The following is a 12,327-nucleotide window of genomic DNA, read 5'->3' as shown; positions in this document are numbered from 1 at the left end:
ATACTCGTCGCATGCACATCCGAGCGGCCGCACCGGCCGAACTCCCGCTGCTCCAGGACATCGAGCGGGCCGCGGGCGAACCCTTCCGCTCCGTCGGCATGGCGTTCATCGCCGACGACGAGCCCCTGCCGCTGGACGTCCTGGACGCCTACCGGCGTGCCGGCCGCGCCTGGGTGGCCGCCGACGAGGCCGACCGCCCGGTCGCGTACCTGCTCACGGACACCGTCGACGGGGCCGCCCACATCGAGCAGGTCTCCGTGCACCCGGACGCCGCCCGCCGGGGCATCGGCCGCGCCCTGATCGAGCACCTCGCGGCTCAGGCGGCCGAGCACGGCCTCACGGCGCTCACCCTGACGACCTTCGCCGAGGTCCCCTGGAACGCCCCGTACTACGCCCGCCTCGGCTTCCGCCCGCTCGCCGAGTCCGACCCGGAGCTCACCGTCGGCCTGCGCGCGATCCAGCGGGCCGAGGCCGCCCACGGCCTGGCGACCTGGCCCCGGGTCTGCATGCGCCGCGAGCTGGCGGGCGCCGCCGTGGTCCGGCAGGCGCCCGCGACGTAGCCGGTACGTACACCGTGGCGCGCGTGCGTACCCCGCCGGCTACCCCTCCTCCCCCAGCCCGAATCGCCGCCGCAGCTCCACCTTCCGCACCTTCCCGCTCACGGTCATCGGGAACTCGGCAAGGATCTCCACCCGGCGCGGGACCTTGTAGTGCGCGAGACGGTCGCGGCAGTACGCGGTGATGTCGTCGAGGCTCGGCGGGTCGGCGGGGTCGCGGGGGATCACGCAGGCCAGGATCTCCTCGCCGTAGCGGGGGTCGGGGACGCCCACGACCTGGACGTCAGCGATCTTCTCGTACCCGTGGAGGAACTCCTCGATCTCGCGCGGGTACACGTTCTCACCGCCCCGGATGATCATGTCCTTGATCCGGCCGACGATCTGGACGTACCCGTCCTCACGCATCACCGCGAGGTCCCCGGTGCGCATCCAGCGGCCCGCGTCGACGACCTCGGCGGTCTTCTCGGGCTCGTCCCAGTAGCCGAGCATCACGCTGTAGCCGCGGGTGCGCAGCTCGCCGGGGACCCCGCGCTCGACGGTGAGGCCGGTGACCGGGTCGACGACCTTCACCTCGACGTGCGGCATGACCCGGCCGACCGTGCCGGTGCGGCGCTCCAGGTCGTCGTCGCGCCGGGTCTGCGTGGAGACGGGCGAGGTCTCCGTCATGCCGTAACAGATCGACACCTCGGCCATGTTCATCTCGGCGACCACCCGCTTCATCACCTCCACCGGGCAGGGCGAGCCCGCCATGATGCCGGTGCGGAGGGTGGAGAGGTCGTACGAGGCGAACTCGGGGAGGTTCAGCTCCGCGATGAACATCGTCGGCACGCCGTACAGGGACGTGCAGCGCTCCTCCTGGACCGCGCGGAGGGTGGCGGCCGGGTCGAAGGACGGCGCGGGGATGACCATGCAGGCACCGTGCGAGGTGGCGGCGAGATTGCCCATGACCATGCCGAAACAGTGGTAAAACGGGACGGGGATGCAGATCCGGTCCTGCTCGGTGTAGGCGATCATCTCGCCCACGAAATAGCCGTTGTTGAGGATGTTGTGGTGGGAGAGGGTCGCCCCCTTGGGGAAGCCCGTGGTGCCCGAGGTGTACTGGATGTTGACCGGTTCGTCGCAGGAGAGCGCGGCGGGGCGCAGCTCGCCGGCGGTACGGGAGAGCAGCTCGTCCCAGGTCGGGTCGCCGAAATAGACCGCCTCCCTCAAATCCGGGCATTTAGCGGCGACTTCCTCGACCATGGCCCGGTAGTCGCTCGTCTTGTGCGTGCGCGAGGCGAAGAGCAGCGAGATCCCGGCCTGCCGGAGCACGTACTCCAACTCGTGCGCGCGGTAGGCCGGGTTGACGGTCACCATGACCGCGCCGATGCGTGCCGTGGCGTACTGGACGAGCACCCACTCGGGGCAGTTGACCGCCCAGATGCCGACCCGGTCGCCCTTGACGACCCCGCTGCCGAGCAGGGCATCGGCCAACTTGTCGACGTCGGCGCCGAATTGGGCGTACGTCCAGCGACGCCCGGACGGCACGTCGACGAGCGCCTCGCGCTCGGGCCAGGTGGCGACGGCGCGGTCGAGGTTGGTGCCGATCGTGTCGCCGAGGAGGGGGGTGGAACTCGCCCCGTGGGCGTAGGAGAGGTTCGCTCCGCTCAGGGTTGTCATGCGAGGTCCCCCTCCGTGTACTCCGTACCCTCACCCTTCGCCGTACGCTCGCGCAGCTCGATCCGGCGGATCTTCCCCGAGACGGTCTTGGGAAGGTCGGCGAACTCGATGCGACGCAGCCGCTTGTACGGGGCGAGCACCGCGCGCGAGTGGGCGAAGAGCGCCTGCGCGGTCTCCTCGCTCGGCTCCCAGCCGTCCGCGAGGACGACGTACGCCTTGGGGACGGCGAGCCGCAGCGGGTCGGGGGCCGGGACGACGGCGGCCTCGGCGACCGCCTCGTGCTCGAGCAGGGCGCTCTCCAGCTCGAAGGGCGAGATCTTGTAGTCGGAGGCCTTGAAGACGTCGTCGGACCGGCCGATGTAGGTGATGTACCCGTCGGCGTCGCGGGAGCCGATGTCGCCGGTGCGGTAGTAGCCGCCCGCCATGGCCTCGGCCGTACGCTCCGGGTCGCCGTGGTAGCCGGTCATGAGGCCCACCGGGTCGGAGGAGAGATCGAGACAGATCTCGCCCTCGTCCACGTCGGCCTTGCCGCTCACCGGGTCGACCAGGGTGACCCGGAAGCCGGGGCTGGGCCGGCCCATGGAGCCCTCCTTGAGCCGCTGACCTGGGCTGTTGGAGACCTGGACGGCCGTCTCGGTCTGCCCGAACCCGTCACGGACGGTGATGCCCCAGGCCCTCCGCACGGACTCGATGACCTCGGGGTTGAGCGGCTCCCCGGCCGCCACGACCTCGCGCGGCGGGTGCTTCAGCTGCGTGAGGTCGGCCTGGATCAGCATGCGCCAGACGGTCGGTGGCGCGCAGAAGCTGGTCACGCCGTTCCGCTCCATCTCGGCCATCAGGCGGGCCGGGTCGAAGCGCGTGTAGTTGTGGATGAAGACGGTCGCCTCCGCGTTCCAGGGGGCGAAGAGGTTGGACCAGGCGTGCTTGGCCCAGCCGGGCGAGGAGATGTTGAGGTGCACGTCGCCGGGCTTGAGCCCGATCCAGTACATGGTGGCGAGATGACCGATCGGGTACGAGGTGTGGGTGTGCTCGACGAGCTTGGGTCGGGCCGTGGTGCCGGAGGTGAAGTAGAGCATCAGCGGGTCGTCGGCGCGGGTGACGCCGTCGGGCTCGAAGACGCCGGAGGCGCGGGAGGCGTCGGCGTACGAGACCCATCCGCGCACCTCCCCGCCCTGCGGTCCGACGACGACGATCCGGGTGTAATCCCCGGGTACGTCATCGAACTTGGCGGTGTCCTCGGCGCGCGCGATCACGTACCGGGCCCGGCCGCGCTCGACGCGGTCCCGCAGGTCGACCGGGCCGAGGAGCGGGGTGGCCGGGATGACGACGGCGCGCAGCTTCATCGCGGCGAGCGCGGTCTCCCACAGCTCGGCCTGGTTGCCGAGCATGACGATGATCCGGTCGCCGGCCCGAACGCCCTGCGAGCGCAGCCAGTTGGCGACCCGGTGGGAGCGTTCACTCATCTCGGCGAAGCTGACGCGCGTCTCGGTGCCGTCCTCCTCGACGATGTGCAGCGCGGTCCTGTCGTTGCCGGCCGCGATGACGTCGAACCACTCCAGGGCCCAGTTGAACCGGTCCGGACGGGGCCAGGCGAAACCCTCGTAGGCAGCCTCGTACTCCTCGCGGTGCTGGAGCAGGAAGTCGCGGGCGGCCCGGAACCTCTCCGTCGCGGTGGTGGGCGTCATGTGTCCTCCTCGTTGCGGGACCGGTCACGGACATCGTGTAATCAGTGACCCAGGTCTCACTACCCCCGTTCGGGGGTGAAGGAGTAGTCGCGTGGCCGAGCTGACGGAATCGGTGGAGATGCGTGCGGCGCTGCTGCGGCTGCGCCGGTCCACGGGCCTGGAAGTCGCCTTCGGCGGACTGCTGCACGACAGCCGGGCGGGCGGTGGCCGGGCGGGCCGGGACGGGGAAGGTGGGCGCGACGGGCGTCGGCTGCGGATCGCGGAGCTGAACGGCGCCGTGACCCCGGCCCTGCGGGGCCTCTCGATCTCGGCGGGCAGCGGCCTGGGCGGGAAGTGCCTGGCGCTGTCGCGGCCCTGCGCGGTCGTGGACTATCCGTCCGCGCGGCACATCACGCACGAGTACGACGGCCCGGTGTCGGCGGAGGGCCTGCGGTCGGTGATCGCGGTGCCGATCGTCGTACGGCGCCAGGTGCGCGGCGTGCTGTACGGGGCGCTGCGGGACGCGCTGCCGCTCGGCGACCGGGTCTTCGACGCGGCGGTGGCGGCGGCCCGGGACGTGGAGCAGGCGCTGGCGGTACGGGACGAGGCGCGGGACCACGTACGGGAGCTGCTGGCGGAGGGGCCCTCGGCGGAGATCCGCGAGGCACACGGCGACCTGCGCGCCCTGGTGCCCCAGGTCACGGACCCGGACGTGCGGGCCCGGCTTTTCGAGGTGTGCGCCCGCCTGGAGGCGGCCACGGCGGGCCCGGTGCGCCGGCCGGCGGGCGTGGCGCTGACGCCGCGCGAGCTGGACGTCCTGGTGGCGGTGGCGTCGGGGGCGACGAACGCGACGGCGGCGGACCGCCTGGGGCTCCGCCCGGAGACGGTGAAGGGCTACCTGCGCTCGACGATGCGGAAGCTGGGGGCGCACACGCGGGGTGAGGCGGTGGTGGCGGCGAGGAGGGCGGGGCTACTGCCGTAGGGGCGGCTGACGCCGCCAGTGGGGGCGGCTGACGCCGCACCCGTTCGCCTACACGTCGACGACCCCGAACCCGACCTCGAACGGAACCGCCTCCTCCGCCATCACGCCCAGCATCCGCTCGGCCTCCTCGGCCAGCTCGGCACGCACGCTCTTGGTCGTACGGCCGAAGGGCTGGATGGTCATCGTGGTGCGCTCCTTGGCCTCCTCCAGGCGCCAGAGCCCGGCGAGGAGGCCGTCGAGGAGGAAGACGGAGAAGGCCTGGTTCCCCTTCCAGGTGCGGTTCTTCGCCTCGGCGGAGACGAAGCGGCCGCGGTCGGCGTGGGAGAGGAGGACGTTGTCGTACTCGGGGAGGAAGCGCGGCGGGGCCGGGGTGTCGGGGTCGGGGCGGGGGGCCTCGGGGAGGTCGAAGAGTTCCACGCCGCTTTCGTCCTGGAAGGCGAGGAGACGGGGGCGGAGGCGCTCGAAGGACTCGCGGAGGCGGGTGAGGCCGCACCAGGTCTGCATGTCCTTGACGGAGGCGGGCCCGAAGGCGGCGAGGTACCGGAGGACGACGGCGTCCAGGTCGATCGCGGGCTCGGCGTCGTCGGACGTGTGGAGCCAGGTCCGGGCCGTGGTGAGGCGGACCTGGCCGCTGCGGCGCCAGAGGCCGCGCGGGGTGACCTGGACGAGGGGCAGCAGGCAGCGGGCGGCGACCGAGAGGGACTGCGGGTCGGCGTCGGGCCAGTGGACGAGCAGGGCCTCGCGGATCTCCTTGGGGGTGCGGGGCTCCTCCTCGACGAGCGCGCGGGAGAGGTCGGCGAGGCGGTCGAGGTCGACGCCGTCGAGACCGGCGCGGAAGATCTTGAGCTCGCGGTCGCGGGCGGCCTGGCCGAGCGGCCGGAGGATGCGGACGTCCTCGGCGGTGTGGGTGTGGATGGTGGAGCGCAGGGTGACGATCCGGGCGACCTCGCGGGACTCCATGAGCGCGGAGAGCTGCTCGGGGCGGAACCCGGCGAGCCGGGCGGCGAGGGCGTAGTACGGCGGTTTGGTGTTCTGCGCCTGGAGCCCGAGGAGATGGCTGACGGCGTCCTTGGCGGACATCGAGGCGGGCTCCAGCAGGAGCTGCCGGGCCAGCGTGGCGCGGCCCAGGGCGCGGGTGGAGAGAACCGGGTTCGTCGAGGTGGAGGCCATGAACGGCACGCTACTCGGGCTTGCGGACAGGTAGTGTCCGCAAAGGAAGGGCGGCGGCCCGGTCAGGGGGACGGGGCGCACGGACCGGGGCACGGACACCGGCCGCCGCGCTGCGGCAATTCACCCCGTATATCCTTCCCGGGAGACTGGCCACGCCCACTGACCACAACAGCACCCACACCCGCACCCACGCCCACGGAGATGGACCCCACGATGTCGGAGCGTCGCCCCCGCGCAGCCTGGCGCCGTCAGCCGGAACCGCCGGCACGGACGCCCCAGCCGGAGCCGAAGCCGTCCGAGGCGGAGGCCCCGGCAGCGGACCGGCCGAGCGTGGTGCAGGCCACGTTGTACCGCGACGGCCGCAAGGTGGCGTCCCCCGACACACTGGCCGAGACCTTCCGTCAGCTGCGCGAGCACCCGGACGGCATGGCGTGGATCGGCCTGCACCGCCCGACGGAGTCCGAACTGCACTCGCTGGCGGGCGAGTTCGACCTCCACGAGCTGGCGGTGGAGGACGCGCTCGAGGCGCACCAGCGCCCGAAGCTGGAGCGGTACGGGGACACGCTCTTCGTCGTTCTGCGGGCGGCCCGCTACCTGGACGCCCAGGAGGAGGTCGACTTCGGCGAGCTCCACATCTTCGTGGGCCAGGACTTCGTGATCACGGTCCGCCACGGAGCGGCCCCGGACCTCTCGGCGGTCCGCCTCCGCATGGAGGAGGACCCGGACCTGCTGGCCCTGGGTCCGGAGGCGGTCCTGTACGCGATCCTGGACGCGGTGGTCGACGGCTACGCCCCGGTCGTCGCGGGCGTCCAGAACGACATCGACGAGATCGAGACCGAGGTCTTCAGCGGCGACCCGGCGGTCTCGCGCCGCATCTACGAACTCTCCCGTGAAATGGTCGAGTTCCAGCGCGCGACCCGCCCCCTGGTGGGCATGCTGCACGGCCTGATGGCGGGCTTCGCGAAGTACGGCACGGACGAGGAACTCCAGCGCTACCTCCGCGACGTGGCCGACCACGTCACCCACACCAGCGAACGCGTGGACGGCTTCCGCCAGGCCCTGACAGAAATCCTGACCGTCAACGCAACCCTGGTCACCGAACAACAGAACGCGGAAATGCGCGCGTTGGCGGAAGCGGGCTTCGAACAGAACGAGGAGATCAAGAAGATCTCCTCGTGGGCGGCGATCCTGTTTGCACCCACACTCGTGGGAACCATCTACGGGATGAACTTCGACAACATGCCGGAGTTGCACTGGGTAGGCGGGTATCCGTTCGCGGTGGTGCTGATGGCAGTGGTGTGCACCAGCCTGTACGTGGTCTTCAAGAAGAAGGACTGGCTGTAGCCACCCACCCCAGACTCTTGATCCACTTAGCATGAGCAAACCCAGGGTGGCACCTCCAGACGCCCCCTGGGGAGAATCGCGAGAGGGTCGATCGGTCGGTGAGAAGGCGGGCCCGGGGCAGCTAGGCGCCACGGGCCCGCCCGTTCGCACCCGCTCCGACAGGCTCCTGCCCGGGTACGGGACCGGTCGGAGCCCAGCGGGCAGCAAGGACCGCGCCCAGCAGTCCCACGCCGACCAGGCAGAGGCCGGCCACTGCGAACGCCAGGCTCGGGCGGTGCGCTGCGAGCGCGGGCACGAACAGCATCGAGACCGTCCCGGCGGTACGGATGACCGTGAGGTCCACGGCCATCAGGCGCAGCCGGTGGGCCGGGGGAAAGCCCGACAGGTGAGTGACAAGAGCGACTTGAACGAACGGATTGACCGCCCCAAGCAGAACGGACAGGGCCAGCAGCGCCGGGACCGACCCCGCGAGCGCGATCGACGCGAGGGCCACGCCGGAGGCCCCCCAGGCCAGGCAGTAGAAGGCCGGCAGGTTGGGCGGCAGGCGAAGGTTCCCGGCGAGACCGTTCGCCGCGAGCGCTCCAGCGCCCGTGGCGGCGAGCGCGGCGCCGTACGTTCCAGCACCGGCGCCGAGTTGGAGGGTGATGAAGGCCGGCAACGCGAGGGCGACGGTGTGGGCCGCGATACCGACGCCGTGGATCCCGATGGCGATCGCCGTGTCCGGTCGCGTCCGCAGCAGCATCCGGGCCTGGGCAGGGGCCGTTTCCTTCTCCGGAGCACGAGCCTGCCGCACCACCGTGCTGCGGCGGGCCAAGACGGCGAGGGCGACGGCGGAGACGAGGAAGGTGGCCCCGTCCAGCCAGAACAGGGTGGTCATCGGCATGACCGCGAGCAGCAGCCCGGCCGCGCCCGGCCCGGCGATCCGCGCGATCCGGCCCGACAGATCCATCAGGCCGCTCACCGCCTGGACGTCCCGCTTGTCGACCAACTCGGGCGTCAGCGCACCGAGGTTCGGATCGAACACGGCCCCCGCGAACCCGGCCACCAGAACCAGAGCGATCGCTCCGGCCAGCCCCAGGTGGGTCCACGCCAGCGGCAGAACGGCCACCAGCCCGGCCCGTACGACATCCACCACGGCCAGTGCCCTGAGCGAGCCGAACCGACCCACGATCCGGCGCCCGACCGTGCCGAGCACGATGTACGGAACGGACTCGGCGATCGCCACGAGACCCATCGCAAACGCCCCGGACGCCTCGAAGGCGATCCACATGACAGCCATCGCGTACAGCCGGTCCCCGAAGGCCGACAGGGCCTGCCCCACCCACAGCGTGAGCACGGACCGGCTCCGAAGCAGCCGCACGTAACCCAAGATCACCACCGGTCCAGGAACGAACAGAACCCGGCGACACCGCAGAGCACCGGGAACGCACGTCACCCTAGAGCACCACGACATGAGAGTCAGGTGATGTCATCAGAAATCAGGATTCCCCGCGAGGCTGTTGCCTCCGCCGAATCCCACTGTGGACGGCCAGTACGGTGGGATGTCTCCGCCTCCACCTGGACGCGGATCAGGTTGATGCCTGGTCAGGGGCCCTTCTCGTGTGCCGGCCACCGGCGCGAGCCGATCCCCGGCGCGAGGCGGCGTCAGCGGCGGCAGAGGGCCGTATCCACGACGGTCTCGACGCGCCTCGTGCCCGAGATGTCGGCCGGGATGCTCGTCACCGCGATGTTCGCGGCGTAGCCGTCGTCGGTCGCTCCGCCGCGGGTCTCGTATCCCACGATGTCGCCGCCATGGCCCCAGTAGACGCCGCCGCACGACAGCTTCCTGCTCATGAGGCCCAGGCCGTAGCTGGCACCGGTGTCGCCGACCGGGACAGTGGTGCGCATCTGGGCGAGCTGGGCGGCCGGGAGGAGGCCGCCGTCGAGGAGCGCGGTGAAGAAGCGGTTGAGGTCGGAGTTGGTGGAGATCATCTGGCCCGCCGCCCAGCCTGCCGACGGGTCGATCTCGGTGTACTCGCGCAGCGGCTCGCCCGTCGGCATCACGCGGTAGCCCTTCGGGTGGGGTTCCCTGATGGTCCTGTCGCCGGGGGCGGGGAAGTAGGTGTGGCGCAGCCCGAGGTGCTGGACGACGCGCCGGTCGATTTCCTCGGCGAGGGGGCGGCCGGTGACCTTCTGGACGATGAGACCGGCCAGGACGTAGTTCGTGTTGCTGTAGCTCCACTTCGTCCCGGGCCGGAACTCGGCCTTGTGCTTGAGGGCGATGTCGACGAGGTCGCGAGGCTCGAAGTACCGGTACGCAATCTCGTCGTCGCTGATGTGCGCCCCGTACTCGGGAAGCCCGCTGGTGTGCTGCAGGAGCTGACGGACGGTGATGCGGCGGCCGTCGTTGCCCTTCCCACGTACGAGGCCCGGGAGGTAGGTGTCGACGGAGGCGTCGAGGGCGATCTTCCCCTCGCCGACCAGTTGCAGAACGACGACGGCGACGAACGTCTTGGTGTTGCTGCCCATCCGCACCTGGCCGTCCCTCGGCACCTTCGCACCGGTGGCCAGGTCGCCAACGCCCGCGGTGTACGTACGGGTGCGACCGTCAGGGCCCTGGACGGTCGCCAGCGCGGCGGGTTGGCCGTCGCGCACCAGTCCATTCAGGCCCTGCTGGACAGTGTCCGGCCGGGCGGCGGCAGATGCCGTGGGCGGAGCCAGGGCGCCCGTGGTCATGACGGCGACGGCCACCGCGGCTGCGGCCGCCAGCGCTCCGCGGCGCCGTGTCGTGGACGTACGGGGCCCGTGCCAGGTCTGCTCACACATGAGTCAACTCCAGGGAAATCGTGGGGTGCTGTCGGCTGAGCCGCCCGTCAACCGGGCAGGGCACGATCATGGATTCCCGGGCTCCGGCGCGCATCGCGGGAAAGCGGGAGAACGTACTCCCCTGATCGGGGGAGGCCGCGCGTGTGCCGCCCCGTACATACTGGCCGATCATGATCAAGGGACTTCGGCCGCTGCTGCGCCGCTCCACGTACTCGGGTGCGCTGTTCGCCTACCTCGCCGTCCTGGCGAGCCTTCCCCTGCTGTCCTTCGCGCTGCTGCCGGCGCTGGCGTGGCGCTCCGCTCCCGAGGGCGTGCAGATCGTCGTGGTCTTGCTCGGCTGGACGGTACTGATCGGCCTGGTCGGTCTCGCGCGCACCACGCGGCGGGTGCTGGTCGTGTCCGCCCGCCGGCTGCTGAGGGTGTCGTTGCCCGAGCCTGTCGCCGTACGTACGCCCCCGAGCCGGCTCGGCGACGGGCCGGCCGCCGCTGTGCCCTCCCGCGTCGACCGCTGGCGGACTCCTCTCTGGCTGCTGCTGCACGTGGCGCTCGGATGGACGGGAGCGCTGGCGAGCGGCGTGCTGCTCTTCGCGGGCCTGACCCTTCCGGGGGGTTGGCTCGGCGCCGAGTTGGGGCTGAGCCTGTTCGGCCGGACGGTACGGGTGGAGGGCGGCTGGCAGAGCTGGGCGGTCGCGCTCGGCTGCCTGCTGCTCGCGGCGAGCGTGTGCGTGGTGGTGACGAAGGCGCTGCGCTGGTCGGCGCCCCGGCTGCTCGGGCCATCCTCGGCCGAGCGGCTCGTGCTGGCGGCCGAGCGGGAACTGCGGCTGGCCGAACGGAACCGGCTGGCCCACGAACTGCACGACTCGATCGGGCATACGCTCACGACGACCACGATCCAGGCGGCGGTGGCGGGCGAGGTGCTCTCCGCCGACCCGGTGGCGGCGCGGGCCGCCCTGCGCAGCATCGAGGAGTCGTCCCGGGCCGCGCTGGAGGACCTGGACTACGTGCTCGGCGTCCTGCGCGAACGAGAGGCCGAGACGGCGCCGCCCCGCACCCTGGCCGATCTGCCCGAGCTGCTCGACCGGTTGCGGCACGCGGGCGCGGTGGTGGAGCTGGAGCTGTCGGGGGACCCGGCGCAGGTGCGGGGGACGCTCTCCCGCGCGGCCTACCGGATCCTGCAGGAGGGGCTGACGAACGCGATGCGGCATGGAGCGGGTGGTCCGATCGAGGTCCGGGTGGCGGCCATGCCGGACCTGCTGGAGCTCGGTGTGGTCAACCGGACCGGGGACGGGCCGCGTACGAGCACGGGGCCGGGCGCCTTCCCCACATCCGGGCACGGCCTGCCCGGCCTCGCCGAGCGCGTGCGACTGCTGCACGGCGAGATCGACGCGGGCCCGGACGGGCCGCGGCACTGGCGGTTGGCCGTCCGGCTGCCCGTACGGTTGTCGCCATGACCGGCTCCGGCAACACCCCCGTCACCCTCCTGATCGCGGACGATGACGAGGTGACCCGCAGCGGTCTGCGCACCTTGCTCGCGGCACAGCCGGGGCTCGCGGTGGTCGGCGAGGCCGCCGACGGCGTCGAGGCGGTCGAACAGGCACGGCGGTTGCGTCCGGACGTCGTCCTGATGGACGTCCGGATGCCGCGCCGCAACGGGATCGAGGCCACCCGGCACCTCCTCGCCGGGTCGGCCGAACCGCCGAAGGTCGTGGTGATCACCACCTTCGAGAACGACGACTACGTCACCGCCGCGCTCAGCTCGGGCGCCAGCGGGTTCGTGCTGAAGCGGCTTCCGGTCCGGCAGATCGCTGAGGCGGTGCGGGTGGTGGCGGCGGGGGAGGCGATCCTCTTTCCGACAACCCTGCGCCGGATGATCGCACCCCGGCCGCTGCACTCCGCCGAGGCCCTGCCGAGGGCGGCGCTGACGGGGCGGGAGGAGGAGGTGCTGCGGCTGATGGCCACCGGCCTGTCCAACCCGGAGATCGCGGAGTCGCTCACAGTGAGCCTGGAGACGGTGAAAACGCACGTCGGGAACGTGCTGACCAAGCTCGGCGCACAGAACCGGACCCACGCGGTGGTGATCGCGTACGAATCCGGCCTGGTGGTCCCGGGGTTCGCCGGCTGAGCCCGGAGCGTCGTCGGGACCCGC

General features: G+C 71.6%; 10 protein-coding genes. 5 read left to right on the top strand and 5 right to left on the bottom strand.

All coding sequences use genetic code 11. From position 1 onward, the window contains the following. Positions 1–11: 11 nt before the first annotated feature. Positions 12–560 carry a GNAT family N-acetyltransferase gene (locus tag AB0F56_RS22805; protein WP_362012637.1) on the top strand — a complete coding sequence of 183 codons (549 nt, stop codon included), beginning with the start codon at positions 12–14 and terminating at the stop codon, positions 558–560. Between the two features lie 39 nt (positions 561–599). Here AB0F56_RS22805 and AB0F56_RS22800 read toward each other — a convergent pair whose 3' ends face one another. Together AB0F56_RS22800 and AB0F56_RS22795 are read right to left on the bottom strand one after the other, a co-directional pair. Then, entirely contained in the window at positions 600–2,216 is a 1,617-nt protein-coding gene (locus AB0F56_RS22800; protein ID WP_362012634.1) for an AMP-binding protein, read from the bottom strand. After that, a complete protein-coding gene (locus tag AB0F56_RS22795; protein ID WP_362012631.1) occupies positions 2,213–3,901 on the bottom strand; it encodes an AMP-binding protein in 1,689 nt (562 codons plus the stop codon). The genes AB0F56_RS22800 and AB0F56_RS22795 overlap by 4 nt, the downstream gene beginning before the upstream one ends. Positions 3,902–3,992: 91 nt before the next feature. Between AB0F56_RS22795 and AB0F56_RS22790 the strand changes: the two genes are divergently transcribed. Next, positions 3,993–4,862, top strand: coding sequence for a LuxR C-terminal-related transcriptional regulator (locus tag AB0F56_RS22790; protein ID WP_362012629.1), 870 nt, complete (start codon positions 3,993–3,995; stop codon positions 4,860–4,862). Positions 4,863–4,910: 48 nt separating this feature from the next. Here the strand turns inward: AB0F56_RS22790 and AB0F56_RS22785 are convergent, their stop codons facing one another. Continuing rightward, on the bottom strand, positions 4,911–6,032 hold the full coding sequence (locus tag AB0F56_RS22785; RefSeq protein WP_362012626.1) for a winged helix DNA-binding domain-containing protein: 1,122 nt from the start codon (positions 6,030–6,032) through the stop codon (positions 4,911–4,913). A 213-nt stretch (positions 6,033–6,245) separates the two neighbouring features. Here AB0F56_RS22785 and AB0F56_RS22780 point away from each other — a divergent pair, with 213 nt between their 5' ends. Further along, the gene (locus AB0F56_RS22780; protein WP_362012624.1) at positions 6,246–7,376 is read left to right on the top strand and encodes a magnesium and cobalt transport protein CorA; all 1,131 of its coding nucleotides are present in this window, start codon (positions 6,246–6,248) and stop codon (positions 7,374–7,376) included. 121 nt (positions 7,377–7,497) lie between these two features. On the opposite strand, the gene AB0F56_RS22775 is transcribed toward AB0F56_RS22780, so the two are convergent. Both AB0F56_RS22775 and AB0F56_RS22770 read right to left on the bottom strand, forming a co-directional pair. Next, positions 7,498–8,736 carry an MFS transporter gene (locus AB0F56_RS22775; RefSeq protein WP_362012621.1) on the bottom strand — a complete coding sequence of 413 codons (1,239 nt, stop codon included), beginning with the start codon at positions 8,734–8,736 and terminating at the stop codon, positions 7,498–7,500. Positions 8,737–9,020: 284 nt separating this feature from the next. Further along, positions 9,021–10,181 (bottom strand): serine hydrolase domain-containing protein, encoded by a 1,161-nt coding sequence (locus AB0F56_RS22770; RefSeq protein ID WP_362012619.1) that lies wholly within the window; start codon positions 10,179–10,181, stop codon positions 9,021–9,023. A gap of 170 nt (positions 10,182–10,351) precedes the next feature. On the opposite strand from AB0F56_RS22770, the gene AB0F56_RS22765 reads away from it, so the two are divergent. Both AB0F56_RS22765 and AB0F56_RS22760 read left to right on the top strand, forming a co-directional pair. Next, positions 10,352–11,632, top strand: a complete 1,281-nt coding sequence (locus tag AB0F56_RS22765) for a histidine kinase (RefSeq protein WP_362012617.1) — start codon at positions 10,352–10,354, stop codon at positions 11,630–11,632. After that, complete coding sequence (locus AB0F56_RS22760; RefSeq protein WP_362012614.1) at positions 11,629–12,303, top strand: response regulator transcription factor; 675 nt, start codon at positions 11,629–11,631, stop codon at positions 12,301–12,303. The genes AB0F56_RS22765 and AB0F56_RS22760 overlap by 4 nt, the downstream gene beginning before the upstream one ends. The last annotated feature ends 24 nt before the right edge of the window (positions 12,304–12,327 follow it).

Source organism: Streptomyces sp. NPDC026092, assembly GCF_040638605.1.
Lineage (GTDB): Bacteria > Actinomycetota > Actinomycetes > Streptomycetales > Streptomycetaceae > Streptomyces.
This window is presented reverse-complemented; position numbering and strand designations above follow the sequence as displayed.

Excerpts from the sequence above, each read along its gene's own strand:
- AB0F56_RS22805 (WP_362012637.1), top strand. The coding sequence starts at position 12 with ATGCACATCCGAGCGGCCGCACCGGCCGAACTCCCGCTGCTCCAGGAC.
- AB0F56_RS22800 (WP_362012634.1), bottom strand. The coding sequence starts at position 2,216 with ATGACAACCCTGAGCGGAGCGAACCTCTCCTACGCCCACGGGGCGAGT.
- AB0F56_RS22795 (WP_362012631.1), bottom strand. The coding sequence starts at position 3,901 with ATGACGCCCACCACCGCGACGGAGAGGTTCCGGGCCGCCCGCGACTTC.
- AB0F56_RS22785 (WP_362012626.1), bottom strand. The coding sequence starts at position 6,032 with ATGGCCTCCACCTCGACGAACCCGGTTCTCTCCACCCGCGCCCTGGGC.
- AB0F56_RS22780 (WP_362012624.1), top strand. The coding sequence starts at position 6,246 with ATGTCGGAGCGTCGCCCCCGCGCAGCCTGGCGCCGTCAGCCGGAACCG.
- AB0F56_RS22770 (WP_362012619.1), bottom strand. The coding sequence starts at position 10,181 with ATGTGTGAGCAGACCTGGCACGGGCCCCGTACGTCCACGACACGGCGC.
- AB0F56_RS22765 (WP_362012617.1), top strand. The coding sequence starts at position 10,352 with ATGATCAAGGGACTTCGGCCGCTGCTGCGCCGCTCCACGTACTCGGGT.
- AB0F56_RS22760 (WP_362012614.1), top strand. The coding sequence starts at position 11,629 with ATGACCGGCTCCGGCAACACCCCCGTCACCCTCCTGATCGCGGACGAT.